Here is a 22,056-nt window from a genome sequence, read left to right as displayed (position 1 = left end):
CATGGCTGAATCCGTCGACCGCGCATCCGTGGACAGGGCGCGTGAGCGCATCACCGGCCTGATCCGCCGGACACCCACGTTCCGTGCCACCGTCCCCACCGTGCGCGGCGCCGTACCGGTGATCTTCAAACTCGAGTTCCTGCAGTACGGTGGCTCGTTCAAGGTGCGGGGCAGCCTCAACGCGCTGCTCCACGCAGAGGAGGACGGGCGGCTCGACGATGCGGGTGTCGTCATCGCGTCCGGCGGGAACGCCGCCATCGGCGCGGCCTGGGCGTCACGGCTGCGGGGCGTGAAGTGCACGGTGGTCGTCCCCGTCACGGCACCCGACGTCAAGATCGACAAGCTGATCGCGCTCGGCGCGGACGTGCGCAAGGTCGGTGCCCGATACGCCGAGGCGGCCGAGTACGCGGACGAACTCGCGACGTCCTCGAACGCCCTCGCCCTGCACGCCTACGATCTCCCCGACATCGTCGCCGGGGCAGGCACCATCGCCCTCGAGATCCAGGACGACGTCGCTGAGCCGCTGTCCTACGTGATCGCCGTCGGCGGCGGCGGACTGCTCTCCGGTGTCGTCGCAGGCAGCGGCGAGGACGACAGCATCTACGGCGTGGAACCGAGCGGAGCGGCGACGCTGCACTCCGCGGTCGCCGCCCGGCAGCCCGTGGACATCGACATCGACAGCATCGCCGGCGATTCCCTGGGCGCCACCAAGATCGGTTCCATCGCCTGGGACACCGTCCGGTCGCGGCCCGTGTCCAGCCTGATCGTCGACGACGACGCCCTCATCGACGCGCGAACACTGCTGTGGGAGGAGTTCCGGATCGTCGTCGAGCACGGCACCGCCGCGGCTCTCGCTGCGATCGTCACCGGACAGCTCGCCCCCGCCGACGACAAGCCGCTCTGTGTGGTGCTCTGCGGCGCCAACACGTCGATGACCAGCTACTGATTCGCCGACGTCTCAGCCACGCGGTTTCAGCCGGCTGTTCGGCAGTTCGGGTGCGGGCAGCGGATCGCCGTCGTAACCCTCGACCGTGCCGAACCGGGGGTCGGCGGGCGCCGAGCCCCGGAGCTCGGACTGCCACTCGCGGCGGTAGCCGACAATGTCCTCGTGGCTTCGGCCGAGGAAGTTCCACCACATGATCACCTGTTCGCCCAGCGGCTCACCACCGAGCAGCAGCAGCCGGGCCCGGGTCCCGCCCGTGTTGCGCAGCGCCACCAGCGATTCCCCGGGCGGCTGATAGCCGAGTTCCGCCCACCGCAGCGTGGTCCCGCGCAGCTGCACCTCACCCTCGTCGACGAGCACCCCGACCTCGAAGCCGCGCTGGATGTCGAGGGTGACGTCGGCGCCCGGCTCCAGGAGGATCTCCGCGCCGAGCAGCGGCGTGAACGTGCGGACCGGCGAGGTGGAGCCCGCCGTGCTGCCGAGGAACACCCGCACGGTCGCGCCGTCCAGTTCGACCGGGTCGGGTGCGTACGTCTCGAACGCCGGATCCGCGTCCTGCGCCGACGCCGGCAACGCCACCCACAGCTGCGCGCCGTGCAGGATGCGCGTCTGCGGGGTCGAGACCTCGGAGTGCGCGATCCCCCGACCCGCGGTCATCAGGTTGACCTCACCGGGACGCACCATCGCGTGCGAACCGATGCTGTCGCGGTGTTCGATCTCGCCGGTGAACAGCCAGCTCACCGTCTGCAGTCCGGTGTGCGGGTGCGGCGGAACGTTCATCCCGCCCGTGTTCCCGACGTCGTCCGGACCGTAGTGGTCGGCGAAGCACCAGGCTCCGATCAGCGACCGCTCCCGCTGCGGGAGGGTGCGCCGCACCGGCATCGCGCGGGGACCGCCGAGCGGAACCTCGCGCGCGCCGAGCACCTGGATGCCCCCGCCGTCGGGGTGCGACTCGCACCGCTCTTCCACCGAATTCGTCTCCAGATTGCTCACTGTTCCATCGTGCCTTCCGTCAGTCCTGTGCGCCGCGCAGTTTCGCGCAGAGTTCGGTGAGTGTGTCGAGTTCGTCGTCGGACAGTGCCGGGCCGACGTGCCGCCGGATGCTCGCCGCGTGCCTGCGTCCGACGGACTTCTGCACACGAGCACCCTCGTCCGTCAAAGCGACGACGGTCCCCCGGCGGTCGCCGGGATCGCACTCCCGCGTGACGAATCCGGACCGGGCCAGTCGCTCGACGAGCCGGCTCAGCGACGGTTGGCTGAGCAGGATCTCCCGATTGAGATCGTGCAGGCGCAGTCTGTGTCCGGGTGCCCGGGCGAGGGTGAACAGCACGTCGTATTCGCGCATGCTCACCTCGTCCCACACGTCGTCGGCGGCGAGGTTGCGCATCACCGCGACCTGGGCGCGGAAGAGTGCCTCCCACGCCTCGGCCGCGCGTTCGGTCCTACTGACGGGCGGCATCGACCGGCTCGCGATCGGCCTTCATCGACGCGTGCGTCGGCGGGTTGTCCGGCACGCCGGCAGGTCGCCGGGCAGCGAATTCCCTGCGCAGCACGGGCACGACCTCGCCGCCGAGCAGATCCAGCTGCTCGAGCACCGTCTTCAGGGGTAGTCCCGCATGGTCGACGAGGAACAACTGCCGCTGGTAGTCGCCGAAGAAGTCGGCGAACGCCAGGGTCTTCTCGATCACCTGCTCCGGTGTGCCGACGGTCAGCGGGGTCTGCTCGGTGAAGTCCTCGAGGCTCGGCCCGTGGCCGTAGACGGGGGCGTTGTCGAAGTAGGGCCGGAACTCGTCGACGGCGTCCTTGGCGTTCCTGCGCATGAACACCTGCCCGCCCAGTCCGACGATCGCCTGGTCCGCGCGGCCGTGACCGTAGTGCTCGTACCGCTCGCGGTAGAGGTTGATCAGGGCGATGTAATGCTCCTTCGGCCAGAAGATGTTGTTGGCGAAGAAGCCGTCACCGTGGAACGCCGCGATTTCGGCGATCTCCGGGCTGCGGATCGAGCCGTGCCACACGAAGGGCGGGATGCCGTCGAGCGGACGCGGCGTGGACGTGAACCCCTGCAGCGGGGTGCGGAACTGGCCCTGCCAGTCCACGACGTCCTCGTCCCACAGCCGGCGCAGCAGCCGGTAGTGCTCGAGCGCCAGCGGAATCCCCTGGCGGATGTCCTGACCGAACCACGGGTAGACGGGGGCCGTGTTTCCGCGACCCATCATGAGATCCACCCGGCCCTCCGCGAGGTGCTGCAGCATCGCGTAGTCCTCGGCGATCTTCACCGGGTCGTTGGTGGTGATCAGCGTCGTGGACGTCGACAGGATGATCTTCTCGGTCTGCGCTGCGAGGTAGCCGAGCATGGTGGTCGGGGAGGACGGCACGAACGGCGGGTTGTGGTGCTCGCCGGTGGCGAACACGTCGAGCCCGACATCCTCGGCATGCGTGGCGATGGTCGTCATCGCCTTGATGCGCTCGTGCTCGGTGGGGGTGCGGCCGGTGGTGGGATCGGGGGTCACGTCGCCGACGGTGAAGATTCCGAACTGCATAGCTGTTCCTCTCGCGCCAGAACTCCATGCATTTGCATGAACCTATTACAACATTCAACCACTTCGCTCTATTCCGGAAACGGCCGAGGGCGGCAAGCGCAGTGCGCTTGCCGCCCTCGGCGACGATCGGATCGAACGAGCCCGATCAGTGCATCATGACAGTCGGGGCACCTTCGGCCTCGAGCTTCGGGTTGACCGACTTCTTCCGCGGCAGCAGGAACGCCGGGATGAGCGTCAACGCGATCAGCACGGTGGCGACCAGGAACGTGTTGCCGAACGCATCGGCGGCTTGGCTCAGGACCTGATCCACCATTCCGGGAGGCTCCTGCGCGGCAACCTCGGGCACGTGCTGCATCGCGACCGTCTGGCTGTCGAGACCGCGATCGAGCAGCTGGTTGGTGAGGACCACCGACATGACGGCGGTACCGATCGAACCGGCGGTCTGCTGGACGATGTTCATCAGCGTGGAACCGCGCGCGACCTGCTCGTTGGACAGCGTGACGATGGCTGCGGTCATCAGCGGCATCATGGTGCAGCCCATGCCCATGCCCATCACGAACAGCGCACCCATCAGCAGCCAGGTCGGCGAGTCCGACGCCACCTGCGTGAAGACGCCCAGACCGATCAGGATCAGCGGCAGACCCGTCAGCACGATCTTGCCGGGCCCGATCTTGTCGACGAGACGTCCGGCCACCGGCATGGTCAGCATCGCGCCGATACCCTGCGGAGCCATCAGCAGACCGGCCGCGAGGGTGGTGTGCCCGCCCACCTGGATGAAGTAGCTGGGGAACAGCAGACCGGCCCCCATGAACGCGACGATGAACAGCGACGTCGTGATGACCGCGACCGACAGCTGCCGGTTCTTGAACAGGTGCAGATCGATCAGCGGGTGATCCTTGCGGAGCGCGTGGAACACGAACGCGACGATCAGCGCCAGGCCGACCGCACCGGGCACGAGCACGCGAGCCGAAGCAACGGTCCCCACCTCCGGGATGGACGACACACCGAACAGGAACAGAGCCAGACCCGGCGACAGCAGCAGCATGCCGAGGAAGTCGAAGGACTCGGACGGCGACGCGTTGTCGGACGGCAGGATGATGAACGCGGCGGCCAGGGCGATGATGCCGATGGGCAGGTTGATCAGGAAGATCCAGTGCCAGCTCGCCGCCTCGATCAGCCAGCCACCGAGGATCGGACCACCGATGGGGCCGAGCAGCATGGGGATTCCGAGAACCGCCATGACCCGGCCGACACGGTCGGGGCCGGCAGCCTTCGTCATGATCGTCATGCCGAGCGGCATCAACATGCCGCCGCCGAGGCCCTGCAGGACGCGGAAGCCGATGAGCGACGTGATGTCCCACGCGAAGCTACACAGCACCGAGCCGAGCACGAACAGCACGAGCGCCGTCATGTAGAGGCGCTTGGTGCCGAATCGGTCGGCCGCCCACCCGGTGACGGGGATGACGGTGGCCAGGGCGAGCGTGTACGCGGTCATCGTCCACGCGACGGTGGCGTACGTGGTGTCGAACTCCGTGGCGAACGTCGGCAACGCGACGCTGACGACGGTGACGTCGAGGATCGACATGATGGCACCGAGCACCACCACGGACGCGATCTTGAGGACCGTGCCGTCGAGCTTGTCGGGCGCCGCGTTCGCGGCGGTCGGCGATGTCATCCGAGTATCTCCTGGTTGAGTTCTCGCAGGGACTCCCCCGCGAGGATCGGTTGTAGTGCCTCGATCAGCCGAGTCCGCTCGATCTCCGGAACCCGCCATGCGAACCGTCGCAACTGATCACGCTTGCATTCGATGTGCTGGGTAGCGACCTTATGTCCGGCCTCCGACAGGGAGACCCGCTTGACCCGCCGGTCGCGTTCGTCCTCCCGGCGAACGACCAGACCCAGTTTCACGAGTTGATCGACGTTCCGACCCGCTGCGGCCACCGAGAGCCGCAACCGCTCGGCCACCTCGTTGATCGGAAGTGGCTCACCGTGCTGAACCAGCGCGAAGAGCATGCGCACCTGCGAAAACGTGAGGTCCAGTTCGATGAGGTTGTCCATCGACTCCGACTCCCCCGCACTCAACAGTTGGGTGAAGAAATCGTTGAGTAGTTCGAAGAGAAGATCAGGAGATTTGTCGGGCACCCTCGAATGCTAGCGCTCATGCAACTATTGCCCAAGGGCAACTATGGCGCAACCGAATAAATGGTGTCAGGTATCACATCCCCCGGCGGCAGCCTGGACCTGCGGATTCAGTCCTGGACGAGCACCGCTTTACCCAGCACGAGGCCTGCCTCGAGGTCACGCAGTGCGTCCGCGGCCCGCTCGAGGGGATACCGCGAGGTGACCACGGGACGCAGTCCGCGTTCGACGTGCCGGATCAACGCGGCATGCACCTCTTCCAGCGCAGTCGGTTCGGTCCGGATGAACTCACCCCACGCCGCACCCACGATGCTGATGTTGCGGAACAGCACCCGGTTCACCTTCACCTCGGGGATCGTCCCGCCCGCGAAACCGATCACAACCAGCCGGCCTTCCGGGGCCAGCACCCGGACGGCCTCGTCGAACGCGTCGCCGCCAACCGGGTCGACCACGATCTGCGCGCCGCGGCCGCCGGTCAGCTCACGGACCCGGGCGCCCCAGCCGTCGTCGAGGCGGACGACCTCGTCAGCCCCCAGTTCGCGCAGGAAGTCGTCGGCGCCGTCCCGGCGCACCACCGCGATCACGCGGGCGCCGTGCGCCTTGGCCAGCTGGATGGTGGACGTCCCCACCCCACCCGCCGCGCCGAGGACGACGACGGTTTCGCCTGCCCGCAGCCGGGCCCGGCGCTCCAGCGCGAATTCCATCGTCTGGTAGTTGACGATCAGCGACGCCGCTTCGTCGAAATCAAGAATCGACGGACTGGGCAGCACCTGCGCCGGCGGCACCGCGACCCGTTCGGCGTAACCGCCGACCTGCGACGCCGCGAGCACCCGCTGTCCGGGCTCGAATCCGCTGTCGACCGGTGCCGACACCACGACACCCGCAACTTCGGCGCCGGGAACGAACGGCAACTCGGGGCCGAGCTGATACTTGCCGTAGCTGATCAGCAGGTCGGGGAAGCACACGCCGCTGGCCTTGACGTCGATCAGGACGAGCCCCTCGGCCGCCGGTTCGGGTACGTCCTGCAGCGTCATGCCGCCCGGCCCCGACAGCTCCGTCACCACCACTGCGCGCATGCTCGAAACACTAGACGCGCAGGGGCGGCGAGAGGCGTCAACGAGCGAACAGCCGCTTCCGCTTGCGGGCGACGGACACCAGCTCGACCTTGTCGGTCATCTTCACGCGGGGCCGGCCGGACCCCGCCGCGCGGCCGGTCTCCGCCTTGTCGATCGCCCGCCAGCCCGGGAACCCGATCTGCTCCGGCTGGCGCCGCTCGATCAGCTTCTTCACGTCCTTGCGGGTGCCGACCGTGCCGAGGAGTTTTCCGGCCTCGAAATCTGCGAGCAGCGACGACACCGTCTCCTTCGCGCACGCCTTGTTGGTGCCGATGACGCCGCTGGGTCCGCGCTTGATCCATCCGGTCACGTACACCCGGTCGGTGACCCGGCCGTGCTCGTTGGGGATCACGCCGCGCTTCTCGTCGAACGCGACACCACCGACGGGGTTGCCGCGGTAGCCGATGGAGCGCAGCACGAGCGAGGTGTCCAGCGAACCCTCCTCGCCGCGAGCCCGGGCGGACAACGCGCCGGAGTCGTCGACCACCAGTTCGTTGCGTCCGTAGCGCAGAGCCTCGGCCTTGCCGGAACCGGTGACCTCGAGCGGCGACGTCAGGTAGCGGAACACGATGCGCTTGTGTCCGGGCCGCGGGGCACGCTGCGCGAACTCCCGCGCGAGCCGGACCTTCATCGCGGTGGCCGGATCGTCGAGCAGTGCCTCACTGGCCGAGTCGAGGTCGAGATCGGCGTCGTCGATGACGACGTCCACGTTCTCGAGGTCGCCGAGCGCCAGGAACTCGGGGTTGCTGTAGGCGGCCTGCGCAGGCCCGCGGCGGCCGAGCAGAACGACCTCCTCGATGTTGCTGCGCCGCAGCGCGTCGAGAGCGTGATCGGCGATGTCCGTCCGTTCCAGCTCCTCGACGTTCATCGTGAGGATGCGGGCCACGTCGAGCGCGACGTTGCCGTTGCCGACGATCACCGCGCGCTTCGCGGACAGGTCGAACGTGCGCTCCGCGTAGTCCGGGTGGCCGTTGTACCAGGCCACGAACTCGGTGGCGGCGTGCACGCCGGGAAGATCCTCACCCGGGATCCCCAGACGCCGGTCGCTCGACGCCCCGACGGCGTAGATGACGGCGTGGTGATTCTCCAGCAGCTCGTCGTGGGTGACGTGTTTGCCGACCTCGACGTTGAGGTGGAACTCGAAGTTCGGCCGGTCGAGGCTCCACTCGAACATCCGGGTCACCTCCTTGGTGCCGGGATGGTCGGGTGCGACACCCGCGCGGACGAGTCCCCACGGGGTCGGGAGCTTCTCGAACATCTCGACCTCGACGTCGGACCGTTCGAGCAGTTCACCGGCGGCGTAACAGGCCGCCGGGCCGGCGCCGACGACGGCGACCCGGAGCTTGCCGAGGTCGCGGCGCGGCGGGGTCGCGGGTGTGAGGGGGATCCACCCGGTCGGCATGGGGTTGGTCGTGTAGTACTCGGCGTTGATGTCCTTGTAGCGCGTGAGCGAGCCGATGAGCTTGTCTTCCGGGAAGATCGCGTCGACCGGACACGCGTCGACGCAGGCCCCGCAGTCGATGCAGGTTTCCGGGTCGATGTGCAGCATCTCGGTCTGCGCGAATTCCCGCTCCTCCGGTGTCGGATGGATGCAGTTCACGGGGCATGCGGAGACGCAGCTCGCGTCGTTGCAGCACGCCTGGGTGATGACATATGCCATTGCGGTTTCCTCACACCTGTCCGGACCATCGAACTCGTTTGTGTTACACGTAGTAACAGTTATATGAACTGTACTGAGAATCGCGTCCGCAAACAAGCACCGGCGCCGGGATGGAAGAATCGGGGCTCCGTCCACGAGCGAAGGAACCGCATCTTGGCACTCGACCGACCCCTCGCCGCTGTCCCCGCACGCGGCCGCTTCTTCGAGACGTCCTGGCCGGTCCGCACCGGCGACATCGATGCCGTCAAGCGCCTGCGCCTCGACGGGATCGCGCGGTATCTGCAGGACGCCGGACTGGACAACCTCGACGCGGTCGACGCCGCCGACAGTCACCCGCTGTGGATCGTCCGGCGCACCGTCATCGACGTCGTACGACCGGCGGTATGGCCCGAGCGGGTGCACCTCCGGCGCTGGTGCTCCGCGCTCTCTACCCGCTGGACGAACATGCGGGTCCAGATCGAGGGTGAGGCGGGCGCCCTCATCGAGACCGAAGGTTTCTGGATCCACATCAGCGGCGAAACGGGAATGCCCACCCGCATCGACGACGGGTTCATCGAACGCCTCGGCGAGTCGGCGGAGGAACACCGGCTCAAATGGAAGCGCTGGCTCGTCGAGAATGCGCCGGCCGCCGAGGAGGACGGCATCGTGGATACCGAGTTCGTTCTACGCCGCACCGACATCGACCCGTTCGACCACGTCAACAACGCCGTCTACTGGCAGGCCGTCGAAGAACTGCTCGCCGACCACGAGCATCCGGGCGGCGGTCGCCTCGTCGACAATCCCCATCGCGCCGTGCTCGAATACCTTTCGCCCATCGTGTCGACGGACCGGATCGTCCTGCGTTCGAGGCGGGACGAGACGTCGCTGACCGTGTGGTTCCTGGTCGACGACGCCCTGCGGGCCGTGGCCCGGGTCGGGCCACTCACCACCTGATCAGACCATCTGCTGGGTGCCGATCACCCGCAACAGGTCGAGCCGGGCCCGCGCGTCGGAGCCCGGCTGCGGCATGTACACGAGCAGATGCTGGTAGGCGCTCGGGGTCAGCAGCGTCTCGCAGACGAGGTCGATGCGTCCGACCTCGGCGTGGAGGACGGTCTTGGTGTCGGAGCGGCGGACGGCTACATCGTGCCTGTCCCAGAGCGCCGCGAACTCGGCGCTGCTCTCGTAGAGGCGGTCCACCAATTCCGTCACGTCGGCGTCACCGGCCCGCCGGGCAGCCGTCGCCCGCAGATCCGCGACGTGGTTTCCGGCGAGCCGCTCGTGATCGTCCTCGGGGAACATTCCGCGCTCGCCGGGGTGCGCGAACCACCGCCACGGCACGTACCGGTCGAGACCCGAATACCGGGTCGCGTCGCCGAACAGGATCACGTGCATGCGGTTCTGGACCAGCACCTCCCCGAGGTCCGAGATGACGCAGCCCGGGGTGTCGTCGAGCTTGTCGAGCAGGTGCAGCAGTCCCGGTCCGACGTGTTTGTTGCCCGCGGCCCGCATCGGCGGCACCTGACCCGACAACAGGTAGAGATGGTCTCGCTGATCGTCGGTCAGCCGCAACGCCCGCGCGATCGACGCCAGGACCTGCGTCGACGGATGCGGGCCGCGGGCCTGCTCGAGTCGGGTGTAGTAATCCGTCGACATTCCCGCGAGCATCGCCACCTCGTCGCGCCGGAGCCCCGGCGTCCGCCGGCGTACACCCGGTGGCAGTCCGACGTCGGCCGGAACCAGCTGTTCCCTGCGACGGCGGAGGAAGTCGGCCAACTCGGAGCGGTTCATGCATCAACTGTGCCGGACCCACCGGGACGCTGCCAGGGATCGCCGGTCCCCCGATGAACGGTCTCTGGTTGCCGCTCCCGGCGACGGCGACGCTGGTGTCAGTCCGGAACAGACACCGACAATCGGAGCAGAACATGATCAGCACCACCGCACTCGGAACCACCGGTCCCACCGTCAGCCGGCTCGGCCTCGGCGCCATGGGCATGTCCGGGATGTACGGCAGGACGGACGACGTGGAGTCCATCGCCACCATCCACGCGGCGCTCGACGCCGGGATCGATCTCGTCGACACCGGGGACTTCTACGGATCGGGCCACAACGAGTCCCTGATCGGCAAGGCCCTCGCCGGCCGTCGACGGGAGGACGTGACCCTCAGCGTCAAGTTCGGCGGACTGCGCGGCCCCGGCGGCACGTGGGCCGGAGTGGACACGCGACCCGAGTCGATCCGGAACTTCCTCGCCTACTCGCTGCAGCGTCTCGGCGTCGACTACATCGACATCTACCGCCCCGCCCGTCTCGACCCCGACGTGCCGATCGAGGACACCGTCGGAACGATCGGCGAACTCGTCGAGGCCGGCTACGTGCGCCACATCGGCCTGTCCGAGGTGGGCCCCGAGACCCTGCGCCGCGCGGCGGCCGTGCACCCGATCGTGGACCTGCAGATCGAGTACTCGCTCATCTCGCGGGGTATCGAGGCCGAGATCCTTCCGCTCTGCCGGGAACTCGGGATCGGCGTGACGGCCTACGGCGTACTTTCCCGGGGTCTGCTCAGCGACTCGCTGCGCACCGATCAGACCCTCGCGGCCGACGACTTCCGCGCACACAGCCCCCGGTTCCAGGGCGACAACCTCCGGCAGAACCTCACCCTCGTCGACTCGCTCGCCGCCGTGGCCGCGCAGCACGGGGTGAGCGTCGCGCAGCTGGCGATCGCGTGGGTTCTCGCCCAGGGCGACGACATCGTGCCCGTCGTCGGAGCGCGCACCGTCGCCCGGCTCCAGGAGACGCTCGGCGCACTCGACGTCCACCTCGCCGCCGGTGACCTCGCCGCCATCGCCGCAGCGGTTCCCGACACCGCAGTCGCCGGGGACCGCTACGCGCCCGCGCAGATGGCCCAACTCGACAGTGAACGCGCCGGTGTGGGGCGCTAGCGTCTAGCCATGGCCTCGCACAGCTCCTCGCGGAATCGCACCCTGATCCTGATGCGCCACGGCAAGTCGGCGTACCCGGAGGGGGTCGCGGATCACGAGCGGCCGTTGGCGCCGCGCGGACGGAAGCAGGCGGGTCTGGCCGGTGAGTGGCTGCGGTCCACGCAGCCGCCGATCGACGCCGTGCTGTGTTCGACTGCTCGCCGCACCCGGGAAACGCTGGAGGCGACCCGGGTCGGCGCTCCCGCCCGGTTCGCCGACGAGTTGTACGGCGCGTACCCGTCCGAGGTGCTCATGGAGATCGTGCGGGTCGAGCCGTCGGTGCGCACGCTGCTCGTGGTCGGACATGTTCCCGGCATGCCGTCGACGGCACTGGATCTGGCGGGCAACCCCGACACCGGGGAAGCCGACCTGATGCGGGAGAAGTTCCCGACGTCCGCGCTCGCGGTCCTCACGGTGCCGTGCGACTGGGACGAACTCACGTCGAGTGCGGCGTCACTCGCCGCGTTCCACGTCCCGCGGTAGGGGCCTCAGAACAGCTTCCGGCCGACGACGGCGACGACACCCAGAATCAGGACCAGCACGAGGGCCGACCAGAATCCGAACAGCCACCAGACCACCCCGAAGACGACCAGTGCCGGTGCCACGGTGATGAGTGCGATCGTGGGGCTTTCCCGCAGCACTTCGAGTGCCGACTCCGTCTTGACGCGATCGATCTTCTTCTCGGACATCTCGTCTCCGTTCAGCGAACCACGCATATCGGACAGGTGTGGTCGAGGATAGTCTTCACGGGACGAGAACCCGCTCGAGCGAGGGCAGACCAGCGGCGAGGGAGATGGGAAACCGCAGTGACCACCCGACAGGAGAAGGCCGCCCAGACGCGCCGGGACTTACTCGACGCAGCCAGAGTGGTCTTCGAACGCAAGGGTTACCTGAACGCCACCATCACCGACATCACGACCGAGGCCGGCAAGGCGGCGGGTTCGTTCTACAACCATTTCGATGGCAAGGAAGCGCTGCTCCTCGCGCTCGCGGACGACATCGGCGACGACGCGGATGCACTCGTCACCACCTCCCCCGACGATCTGCGGAACCTCGGTCCGCATCTCGCCGTGTTCTGGCAACTGCAGTCGCGGCATCGCACCGTGATGGCCGCGCTCCGCGACGCAGCCCTCGTCGATCCCGAGTTCGCGCAGCGGATGCACGACTTCGGGATCGAGCAGATGAAGCCGTGGGCCGAACTCCTCACGACACTCTCCGCGGACGGCGCACACCTCCCTGCGAGCCCCGACGTCAGTGCCCGGTTGCTCGCCGCGGTGGCGACCGCCTTCGTCGGCCTGTGGGACGGCGACGACGATGCGGGCATCGCCGCACTCACCCGGTTCGTCGAGCGCGGGCTCCTTGGCTAACTGCCCGGGAACGTCACGACGTCGAGGTACAGCGGCATCTCGTCGGTGCGCGATCCGGTCTGCGTTCCCGCCTCGTCGACCACCGGGGCGCCGGCGGTCGCAGCAGCTTCGAGGCTCTCCCCCGTCACCCGCCCGTCGAGGTCGAAGTTCTCGAACTCGAACGGAATGCCGTTCGACGCCAGGTAGTCCGGCCCGTCCATCAGATGGAAGTGCAGATGCGGTGCGTCGGTGTTACCGCTGTTGCCCAGCAACCCGAGCTGGTCGCCCGCCCGCAGGTCCTGGCCGACGCTGATGTCGTCCACGCTGCCGGGCTGCAGGTGCGCGTAGAACGCGTACCGCCCGTTCCCGATGTCCTGGACGACGTGGTTTCCGCCGTACTGGTCGAGGGGCAGTCCTTGCGGACTGGCACCCGGAACCTGTTCGGACAGGTCGCCCACGACGGCGATCACCTTGCCGTCCGACACCGCACGGACCGGTGCGCCGTAGTACTCGTAGCTCGACAGCTGAGTCTTGTCGCCGACGTAGATGCGTCCCTGCTCGTCGAGTTGGACGAAGTCGATCGCGAAGCGCTCGGCCGTGAGCATCCGCCCGTTGATCGGCAGCACGGCCGCGCGGTGGGACGTGACCGTGCAGCAGCCGGTGCCGTCGAGCCACCGCGGACCGTCGAGGGGAGCGCGGATCCGGACGGCGTCGCGGGTGTCGACTTCGGTGTCCGCCACGTTCTCGGCGAGCTGCGACGGCACGAGTGACGTCGCCTGCGGAAAGTTGACGTTCACGACGTGGCCGAGACTGGTGGGCACGTCGTCGGGACTGTTCAGTGTCGCGTCGATCCACACCAGTCCCTGCTGTCCGGGGACGAGGACGGTGCCGGTCTTCGGGCCACCGCCGAGTGCCTGGAACCAGGGCGTCAGCGCATCGCCGCTCAAATCCACCAGCGTGCGGCCGTCGCCCTTCACCTGCAGCGACGTGATCGTCGCCGGCTGCGAACCGGTGTTCGTCAGCCGCAGTTCGTAGACCAGGTGCACGCGACCGTCGCTGCCCGTCACCGGGATCGGTGCGGCCACCACATCCGCGACCACCGGAGTGAGCACCGCGGGACCGGCGGACGCGGCAGGCGCCGCCGACGACGTCGCCTCGCTCTGCTGGGTGTCCGAGGCCGTGCAGGAGGTCGCGGCCCCCACGACGACGGCGAGTAGGAGCGCGATGGCGAACCTCGACCGGGCCATCATCCGACGCTAGCAACGGCGAACACCCGGCGACAAGGCATGGAAACAGATGAAGGCCCCACCCCCGAAGAGAGAGGGGTGGGGCCTTCGTCCTTGGTGAGTGCCCAGCGAGTCCTGGGACTCGTCAACCGCTCACGGGCGCGGAGCGCCTACCGGTAATCGTTGCTGAAGCCGTAATCGTCCAGCGGCACCGCGGCACCGGTGTTCTGGCCGAAGCCGTCCGGGCTGTAGTACTGGTCGTCGTAGGACGGAACCGCGTACGCAGCAGCGCGAGCTTCTTCGGTCGGCTGAACCTGGATGTTGCGGTAACGGTTGATACCGGTACCGGCGGGGATCAGCTTTCCGATGATCACGTTTTCCTTCAGACCGATCAGCTTGTCCGAGCGGCAGTTGATCGCCGCATCGGTCAGCACGCGAGTGGTCTCCTGGAACGACGCCGCGGACAGCCACGAGTCGGTCGCCAGCGATGCCTTGGTGATACCCATCAGCACCGGACGTCCGGCTGCCGGCTCGCCACCCTCGGCGACGACCCGGCGGTTGGCCGCTTCGAAGTCCGCACGCTCGGTCAGCGAACCGGGCAGGAACTCCGTGGCGCCCGAGTCGATGATCGTCACGCGACGCAGCATCTGGCGCACGATGACCTCGATGTGCTTGTCGTGGATCGACACACCCTGGCTCCGGTACACCTCCTGGACCTCGTTGACGAGGTGGATCTGCACCTGACGGGGGCCCATGACACGCAGCACCTCGTGCGGATCGGCAGCACCTTCCATGAGCTGCTGACCGACCTCGACGTGGTCACCGTCGGCCAGAAGGCGTTCGGTGCCGTCGTCGTGCTTGAAGACACGCAGACGCTGACGCTTCGAGAGCTTGTCGTAGACAACCTCTTCGCCACCGTCGTCCGGGACGATGGTGATCTTGTAGAAGCGGTCGCCGTCCTCGAGTTGCACGCGGCCACTGACGTCGGCGATCGGGGCCTTGCCCTTGGGGACGCGGGCCTCGAACAGCTCCTGAACACGCGGCAGACCACCGGTGATGTCGTCTCCGGCGACACCACCCTGGTGGAACGTACGCATGGTCAGCTGGGTACCGGGCTCACCGATGGACTGTGCGGCGACGATACCGACGGCCTCACCGATGTCGACGAGCTTGCCGGTGGCCATGGAGCGGCCGTAGCAAGTGGCACAGACGCCGGTGCCGGTGGTGCAGGTGAGCACCGAGCGGACCTTGACCTGCGTGATGCCTGCTTCGAGCAGCGCGTCGATCGCCGGGTCGCCCAGGTCGTGTCCACGCTCGACGATGACGTTGCCGTTCTCGTCGACCGCGTCGGCGGCCAGGGTGCGGGCGTACGTGCTCGTCTCCACGTGAGCGTCGCGGATCAGCGTGCCGTCGGCCTGCTTCTCGGCGATCGTGGTGACGATGCCGCGCTCGGTTCCACAGTCGACCTCGCGGACGATGACGTCCTGCGAGACGTCCACCAGACGACGGGTCAGGTAACCCGAGTCGGCGGTGCGGAGCGCGGTGTCGGCCAGACCCTTACGGGCACCGTGCGTGTTGATGAAGTACTCGAGAACGGTCAGGCCTTCCTTGAAGGAAGACTTGATCGGACGCGGGATGAACTCACCCTTCGGGTTGGTCACCAGACCCTTCATACCGGCGAGCGAACGAACCTGAGTCATGTTGCCGGCGGCGCCGGACTTCACGATCATCGGGATCGGGTTGTCGTCGGGGAAGTGGGCCTCCATGGCCTTACCGACCTCGTCGGTGGCCTCGGACCAGATCTTGACCAGGGCGCTGTTGCGCTCGGTCTTGTTCAGAGCACCACGCTGGTACTTCTTCTCGATCTGGTCGGCCTGAGCCTCGAAGGACTCCATGATCTGAGCCTTCTCCGGCGGCACGAGGACGTCGGAGATCGAGACCGTGACACCCGAACGCGTGGCCCAGTAGAAACCGGCGTCCTTCAGCTTGTCGACGGTCTGCGCGACCACGATCATGGGGTAGCGCTCGGCGAGATCGTTGATGATCGTCGCCTGACGCTTCTTCGGCATCTGCTCGTTGACGAACGGGTAGTCCGCGGGCAGCAGCTCGTTGAAGAGCACGCGACCCAGCGTCGTCTCCGCGGTCCAGCCGTCACCGTAGTTCCAGCCTTCGGGGAACAGCTCAGACTCGATGTCGCGGGGCGGGCGCTGCTGCGTGAGCCGCACCTTGATCTTCGCCTGCACGACGAGCGCGCCACGATCGACGGCCATCTGAGCCTCGGCAGGCGAGGAGTACACGCCCTGCTCCGCCTCTTCGCTGGTCGACGCTTCGAGCTCGCCGATCGCACCCTCGTCCAACCGGGTCAGGTGGTACAGACCGGTGACCATGTCCAGACGGGGCATGGCGAGCGGACGACCCGACGCGGGCGACAGGATGTTGTTCGACGACAGCATCAGGATGCGAGCCTCGGCCTGCGCCTCCGCGGACAGCGGAAGGTGCACGGCCATCTGGTCACCGTCGAAGTCGGCGTTGAAGGCCTCACACACCAGCGGGTGGAGCTGAATGGCCTTACCTTCGACCAGCTGCGGCTCGAAGGCCTGGATGCCCAGGCGGTGCAGCGTCGGTGCACGGTTCAGCAGCACCGGGTGCTCGGCGATGACCTCTTCGAGGACGTCCCACACCTGTGCGCGCTGACGTTCCACCATGCGCTTGGCGGACTTGATGTTCTGCGCGTGGTTCAGGTCGACCAGACGCTTCATCACGAACGGCTTGAACAGCTCGAGAGCCATCAGCTTCGGCAGACCGCACTGGTGCAGCTTGAGCTGCGGGCCGACGACGATGACGGAACGACCCGAGTAGTCGACGCGCTTACCGAGCAGGTTCTGACGGAAACGACCCTGCTTGCCCTTGAGCAGGTCGCTCAGGGACTTCAGCGGACGGTTACCGGGACCCGTGACGGGACGGCCACGACGGCCGTTGTCGAACAGCGCGTCCACGGACTCCTGCAGCATCCGCTTCTCGTTGTTGACGATGATCTCGGGGGCACCGAGGTCGATCAGTCGCTTGAGGCGGTTGTTGCGGTTGATCACGCGGCGGTACAGGTCGTTCAGGTCGGAGGTGGCGAAGCGGCCACCGTCGAGCTGAACCATCGGGCGCAGCTCCGGCGGGATCACCGGGACGGCGTTCAGAACCATGCCCATGGGCGAGTTCTGGTTGACCTGGAAGGCCGCGACGACCTTGAGACGCTTCAGTGCGCGGAGCTTCTTCTGCCCCTTGCCGCTGCGGATGGTCTCGCGGAGGTTCTCGGCCTCGGCGTCGATGTCGAAGCTCTCCATGAGCTTCTGGATCGACTCGGCACCCATGGCGCCCGTGAAGTACTCGCCGTAGCGGTCGACGAGCTCGCGGTACAGCAGTTCGTCGACGATGAGCTGCTTGACGCTGAGCTTGGTGAACGTGGTCCAGATCTCGTCGAGACGATCCAGCTCGCGCTGCGCGCGGTCACGGAGCTGACGCATTTCGCGCTCGCCGCCGTCCTTGACCTTGCGGCGGACGTCGGACTTGGCGCCCTCTGCCTCCAGCTCGGCGATGTCGGCTTCGAGCTTCTGAGCGCGGGCCTCGAGGTCGGCGTCACGCTGATCCGCGACGGACTTCTTCTCGACCTGCATCTCGGCTTCGAGAGTGGACAGCTCGTTGTGACGCAGTTCCTCGTCGACACCGACGATGACGTACGCGGCGAAGTAGATGATCTTCTCGAGATCCTTCGGCGCCAGGTCGAGCAGGTAGCCGAGACGGCTGGGCACGCCCTTGAAGTACCAGATGTGCGTGACCGGGGCGGCCAGTTCGATGTGGCCCATACGCTCACGCCGAACCTTGGCGCGGGTCACCTCGACGCCGCAGCGCTCACAAATGATGCCCTTGAAGCGGACACGCTTGTACTTACCGCAGTAGCACTCCCAGTCCCGGGTGGGGCCGAAGATCTTCTCGCAGAAGAGGCCGTCCTTCTCGGGCTTGAGGGTGCGGTAGTTGATGGTCTCCGGCTTCTTGACCTCGCCGTAGGACCAATTGCGGATGTCCTCTGCACTGGCGAGGCCAATGCGGAGTTCATCGAAGAAGTTGACGTCGAGCACGTAACTTCCTTTCCCCAGAGGGATTGTGGATCAACGGTCACCCGCCGATACCTGACTGCCAATTCAAATGTGAACTACGCCCCCGGATCCTGATTTCTCAGGACCCGGGGACCGAAACCTAGTTCGCGAGGTCGTCGACCGTCGCCGCTTCGTTCCGGGACAAGTTGATGCCCAGGTTCGCTGCGGCCCGCTCCAGGTCCTCGTCGTCGCCGTCGGCCATCGCGATGGCCGCGCCGTCCGAGGACAGCACCTCCACGTTGAGGCAGAGCGACTGGAGCTCCTTCAGGAGCACCTTGAACGACTCGGGGATGCCCGGCTCGGGGATGTTCTCGCCCTTGACGATGGCCTCGTACACCTTGACTCGACCCACCACGTCGTCCGACTTGATGGTGAGCAGCTCCTGCAGCGTGTATGCCGCGCCGTAGGCCTGCATCGCCCAGCACTCCATCTCACCGAAGCGCTGGCCACCGAACTGGGCCTTACCGCCGAGCGGCTGCTGGGTGATCATCGAGTACGGACCGGTCGAACGAGCGTGGATCTTGTCGTCGACCAGGTGGTGCAGCTTGATGATGTACATGTAGCCGACCGAGACCGGGTACGGGAACGGCTCGCCGGAACGGCCGTCGAACAACGTGGCCTTTCCGTCGGACGCGACCATGACCTCGCCGTCGCGGTTCGGCAGCGTCGAACCGAGGAGACCGGTGAGCTCGTCTTCCTTGGCGCCGTCGAACACCGGGGTAGCGATGTTGGAGTCGGCAGGTGCAGACAGCATCTCCTCCGGCAGCTGCTCCGCCCAATCGGGACGGGAGCCGTCGCCGGCGATCTGAACGTTCCAGCCGGTCTTGCCGATCCACCCGAGGTGGGTCTCCAAGATCTGACCGATGTTCATACGACGCGGAACACCGTGGGTGTTCAGAATGATGTCGACCGGAGTGCCGTCGGGCAGGAACGGCATGTCCTCCTGCGGGAGGATCTTGCCGATGACGCCCTTGTTGCCGTGGCGGCCGGCGAGCTTGTCGCCGTCCTGGATCTTGCGCTTCTGTGCCACGTAGACGCGGACCAGCTCGTTGACACCGGGGGGCAGATCGTCGTCGTCGTCGCGCGAGAACACGCGAATGCCGATGACCTTGCCGGTCTCACCGTGGGGAACCTTCAGCGACGTGTCGCGAACCTCGCGAGCCTTCTCACCGAAGATGGCGCGCAGCAGGCGCTCCTCGGGGGTCAGCTCGGTCTCGCCCTTCGGCGTGACCTTTCCGACCAGCACGTCACCGTCACGAACCTCGGCACCGATACGGATGATGCCGCGCTCGTCGAGGTCGGCGAGGACCTCGTCGGAGACGTTCGGGATGTCGCGAGTGATCTCCTCGGCACCGAGCTTGGTGTCGCGGGCATCGATCTCGTGCTCCTCGATGTGGATCGAGGTCAGGACGTCCTCTTCCACGAGGCGCTGCGACAGAATGATCGCGTCCTCGTAGTTGTGGCCTTCCCACGGCATGATCGCGACGAGCAGGTTCTTGCCGAGCGCCATCTCACCGTTCTCGGTGCAGGGGCCGTCGGCGAGGACCTGTCCGAACTCGACACGCTGTCCCTCGTCCACGATCGGACGCTGGTTGGCGCAGGTGCCCTGGTTCGAACGCGCGAACTTGCGCATCCGGTAGGTCTTGCGGCTTCCGTCGTCGGCCATGACCGTGACGTAGTCGGCGGAGACCTCTTCCACGACACCGGTCTTCTCGGTGACGATGACGTCGCCCGCGTCGACGGCGGCACGCAGTTCCATGCCGGTACCGACCAGCGGAGCCTCGCTGCGAACGAGGGGCACCGCCTGACGCTGCATGTTCGCACCCATCAGGGCACGGTTGGCGTCGTCGTGCTCGAGGAACGGAATCATCGCGGTCGCGACGGACACCATCTGTCGCGGCGAGACGTCCATGTAGTCGATCTCGGCGGACGAGACGAACTCGACCTCGCCACCCTTACGACGGACCAGAATGCGATCGTCCGTGAAGTGACCGTTGGCGTCGAGGGCCGAGTTGGCCTGGGCGACGACGTGGCGGTCCTCTTCGTCCGCGGTCAGGTAGTCGACCTGGTCGGTGACCTGGCCGTTCTCGACCTTGCGGTACGGCGTCTCGATGAAGCCGAACGGGTTGACCCGTGCGTACACCGACAGCGAACCGATCAGACCGATGTTCGGACCCTCAGGGGTCTCGATCGGGCACATGCGGCCGTAGTGCGACGGGTGAACGTCTCGCACCTCGAGGCCGGCGCGTTCACGGGACAGACCACCGGGGCCGAGGGCGGACAGACGACGCTTGTGCGTCAGCCCCGACAGCGGGTTGTTCTGGTCCATGAACTGCGACAGCTGGGAGGTTCCGAAGAACTCCTTGATCGCAGCCACGACGGGCCGGATGTTGATCAGCGTCTGCGGCGTGATCGCCTCGACGTCCTGGGTGGTCATGCGCTCACGAACCACTCGCTCCATGCGGGACAGGCCCACGCGGATCTGGTTCTGGATGAGCTCACCGACCGTGCGCAGACGACGGTTACCGAAGTGGTCGATGTCGTCGACCTCGACGGGCACCGCACTGCCGCCGGGGGCGGTCATCTCGGTGTCACCGGCGTGCAGGCGCACCAGGTACTCGATGGTGGCGACGATGTCTTCCTCGGTGAGGGTCGACGCGACGATCGGCTGTCCGAGGTTCAGGCCCAGCTTCTTGTTGATCTTGTAGCGACCCACGCGAGCCAAGTCGTAGCGCTTGTCCTTGAAGAACAAGTTCTCCAGGAGCGTCTGCGCGCTCTCCTTGGTCGGCGGCTCGCCCGGACGCAGCTTGCGGTAGATGTCGAGCAGCGCCTCGTCGGTGCCGGCGGTGTTGTCCTTCTCGAGCGTCGCCATGAGGATCTCCGAGAAGCCGAAGCGCTCGGTGATCTGCTCGGTGGTCCAGCCGAGGGCCTTCAGCAGCACGGTGACGGGCTGGCGGCGCTTGCGGTCGATGCGGACGCCGACCGTGTCACGCTTGTCCACGTCGAACTCGAGCCATGCACCACGGCCCGGGATGACCTTGACGCTGTGCAGGTCCTTTTCGGTGCCCTTGTCGACGGAGTGGTCGAAGTAGACGCCGGGGGAACGCACCAGCTGCGAGACCACGACACGCTCGGTGCCGTTGATGATGAACGTGCCCTTGTCGGTCATCATCGGGAAGTCGCCCATGAAGACCGTCTGGCTCTTGATCTCACCGGTGTTGTTGTTGATGAACTCCGCGGTCACGAACAACGGCGCCGCGTAGGTCATGTCTTTGTCTTTGCACTCGTCCGTCGAGGCCTTCACCTCGTCGAAACGCGGGTCCGAGAAGGACAGAGACATCGAGCCCGAGAAATCCTCGATCGGAGAAAGCTCCGCGAGAATGTCCTCGAGACCTCCGGAGATTGCGCTGTCGCCACGAGCGGCGGCGCGTTCGCGCCAGCTCTGCGCACCGATCAACCACTCGAACGAATCGGTTTGTACATCAAGAAGCCCGGGAACTTCGAGGGGTTCGCGAATCTTTGCGAACGAAACCCTCTTCGGGGCTCCGGGGATTCCGGAAACTGCCTTGGTCTGGCTAGAGACTGCCAAGATGCGTCCTTCCAGCACCTCACGCGGGCCGCTCTTGCTGTTGCGACCGCCGCTGTATCTGCTTCGAATTTCGCTGGTCACAACCCGAACGAAACTCGTCACAGTTGCTGAAGAGTGAATCACTTCGCAGCGGTGCGGACGAGGGGTGGACAGGAGGCAGCCAGCGCAACGTCCAAAAGTACACCCAAACTCAGTAGATGTCGAGTCGGGCACCCGAAACAGCACCCAGCCGGGCGCTTGGCCACGCGTCACTGCGCATGTTCACGCATCAGAGTGACGCGTGATCATCGCGGCGTCAAGAGTTAGGGGGCGTGTCGCGTCGTTTCGCGAGGCCCGGGACAGTTCACGCCGCCCCTTCCCAGCCGCTGACGGGCGGTGAACAATATGCGCACGCGA

General features: G+C 66.8%; 17 protein-coding genes. 5 read left to right on the top strand and 12 right to left on the bottom strand.

From position 1 onward, the window contains the following. The first annotated feature begins 1 nt into the window (after position 1). On the top strand, positions 2 to 946 hold the full coding sequence (locus QM693_RS16730; protein WP_105418824.1) for a serine/threonine dehydratase: 945 nt from the start codon (positions 2 to 4) through the stop codon (positions 944 to 946). A gap of 12 nt (positions 947 to 958) precedes the next feature. On the opposite strand, the gene QM693_RS16725 is transcribed toward QM693_RS16730, so the two are convergent. From QM693_RS16725 to QM693_RS16695, 7 genes are all read right to left on the bottom strand, one after another. After that, positions 959 to 1,936 carry a pirin family protein gene (locus tag QM693_RS16725; protein ID WP_283352888.1) on the bottom strand — a complete coding sequence of 326 codons (978 nt, stop codon included), beginning with the start codon at positions 1,934 to 1,936 and terminating at the stop codon, positions 959 to 961. 19 nt (positions 1,937 to 1,955) lie between these two features. Next, positions 1,956 to 2,402, bottom strand: coding sequence for a MarR family winged helix-turn-helix transcriptional regulator (locus tag QM693_RS16720; RefSeq protein WP_283331070.1), 447 nt, complete (start codon positions 2,400 to 2,402; stop codon positions 1,956 to 1,958). Continuing rightward, positions 2,386 to 3,483, bottom strand: a complete 1,098-nt coding sequence (locus QM693_RS16715; protein WP_283352887.1) for an LLM class flavin-dependent oxidoreductase — start codon at positions 3,481 to 3,483, stop codon at positions 2,386 to 2,388. The genes QM693_RS16720 and QM693_RS16715 overlap by 17 nt, the downstream gene beginning before the upstream one ends. 145 nt (positions 3,484 to 3,628) lie before the next feature. Continuing rightward, entirely contained in the window at positions 3,629 to 5,158 is a 1,530-nt protein-coding gene (locus tag QM693_RS16710) for a DHA2 family efflux MFS transporter permease subunit (RefSeq protein ID WP_105418818.1), read from the bottom strand. Beyond that, positions 5,155 to 5,625: a MarR family winged helix-turn-helix transcriptional regulator gene (locus tag QM693_RS16705; RefSeq protein ID WP_005574387.1), complete on the bottom strand. Its 471-nt coding sequence runs from the start codon at positions 5,623 to 5,625 to the stop codon at positions 5,155 to 5,157. The genes QM693_RS16710 and QM693_RS16705 overlap by 4 nt, the downstream gene beginning before the upstream one ends. A 107-nt stretch (positions 5,626 to 5,732) precedes the next feature. Continuing rightward, entirely contained in the window at positions 5,733 to 6,698 is a 966-nt protein-coding gene (locus QM693_RS16700) for an NADPH:quinone oxidoreductase family protein (protein ID WP_283352886.1), read from the bottom strand. A 37-nt stretch (positions 6,699 to 6,735) separates the two neighbouring features. Further along, positions 6,736 to 8,397 (bottom strand): FAD-dependent oxidoreductase, encoded by a 1,662-nt coding sequence (locus tag QM693_RS16695; RefSeq protein WP_283352885.1) that lies wholly within the window; start codon positions 8,395 to 8,397, stop codon positions 6,736 to 6,738. A 153-nt stretch (positions 8,398 to 8,550) separates the two neighbouring features. Between QM693_RS16695 and QM693_RS16690 the strand changes: the two genes are divergently transcribed. Next, positions 8,551 to 9,330, top strand: coding sequence for an acyl-[acyl-carrier-protein] thioesterase (locus tag QM693_RS16690; RefSeq protein ID WP_283352884.1), 780 nt, complete (start codon positions 8,551 to 8,553; stop codon positions 9,328 to 9,330). Here QM693_RS16690 and QM693_RS16685 read toward each other — a convergent pair whose 3' ends face one another. Further along, positions 9,331 to 10,167 (bottom strand): helix-turn-helix transcriptional regulator, encoded by an 837-nt coding sequence (locus QM693_RS16685; RefSeq protein WP_283331066.1) that lies wholly within the window; start codon positions 10,165 to 10,167, stop codon positions 9,331 to 9,333. A gap of 134 nt (positions 10,168 to 10,301) precedes the next feature. Here QM693_RS16685 and QM693_RS16680 point away from each other — a divergent pair, with 134 nt between their 5' ends. Further along, the gene (locus QM693_RS16680; protein ID WP_283352883.1) at positions 10,302 to 11,315 is read left to right on the top strand and encodes an aldo/keto reductase; all 1,014 of its coding nucleotides are present in this window, start codon (positions 10,302 to 10,304) and stop codon (positions 11,313 to 11,315) included. Between the two features lie 9 nt (positions 11,316 to 11,324). After that, entirely contained in the window at positions 11,325 to 11,837 is a 513-nt protein-coding gene (locus QM693_RS16675) for a SixA phosphatase family protein (protein ID WP_280779936.1), read from the top strand. A 5-nt stretch (positions 11,838 to 11,842) separates the two neighbouring features. Here QM693_RS16675 and QM693_RS16670 read toward each other — a convergent pair whose 3' ends face one another. After that, the gene (locus QM693_RS16670; protein WP_005258232.1) at positions 11,843 to 12,043 is read right to left on the bottom strand and encodes a hypothetical protein; all 201 of its coding nucleotides are present in this window, start codon (positions 12,041 to 12,043) and stop codon (positions 11,843 to 11,845) included. A 117-nt stretch (positions 12,044 to 12,160) separates the two neighbouring features. Here QM693_RS16670 and QM693_RS16665 point away from each other — a divergent pair, with 117 nt between their 5' ends. After that, positions 12,161 to 12,721 (top strand): TetR/AcrR family transcriptional regulator, encoded by a 561-nt coding sequence (locus QM693_RS16665; protein WP_283352882.1) that lies wholly within the window; start codon positions 12,161 to 12,163, stop codon positions 12,719 to 12,721. Here QM693_RS16665 and QM693_RS16660 read toward each other — a convergent pair. The 3 genes from QM693_RS16660 to rpoB all read right to left on the bottom strand — a co-directional run bounded on the left by QM693_RS16660 (position 12,718) and on the right by rpoB (position 21,678). Beyond that, a complete protein-coding gene (locus QM693_RS16660; RefSeq protein ID WP_349307502.1) occupies positions 12,718 to 13,950 on the bottom strand; it encodes a M23 family metallopeptidase in 1,233 nt (410 codons plus the stop codon). The two genes, QM693_RS16665 and QM693_RS16660, sit on opposite strands and share 4 nt — an antisense overlap. 146 nt (positions 13,951 to 14,096) lie before the next feature. Then, complete coding sequence (locus QM693_RS16655) at positions 14,097 to 18,053, bottom strand: DNA-directed RNA polymerase subunit beta' (RefSeq protein WP_280779933.1); 3,957 nt, start codon at positions 18,051 to 18,053, stop codon at positions 14,097 to 14,099. Between the two features lie 118 nt (positions 18,054 to 18,171). Further along, on the bottom strand, positions 18,172 to 21,678 hold the full coding sequence (rpoB, locus tag QM693_RS16650) for a DNA-directed RNA polymerase subunit beta (protein ID WP_011594854.1): 3,507 nt from the start codon (positions 21,676 to 21,678) through the stop codon (positions 18,172 to 18,174). Between the last annotated feature and the right edge of the window lie 378 nt (positions 21,679 to 22,056).

The sequence above is a fragment of the Rhodococcus sp. IEGM 1305 genome (assembly GCF_030058635.1).
Lineage (GTDB): Bacteria > Actinomycetota > Actinomycetes > Mycobacteriales > Mycobacteriaceae > Rhodococcus_F > Rhodococcus_F opacus_D.
Note: the sequence above shows the minus strand (reverse complement) of the source record. Positions and strands in the feature narration are given on the sequence as shown.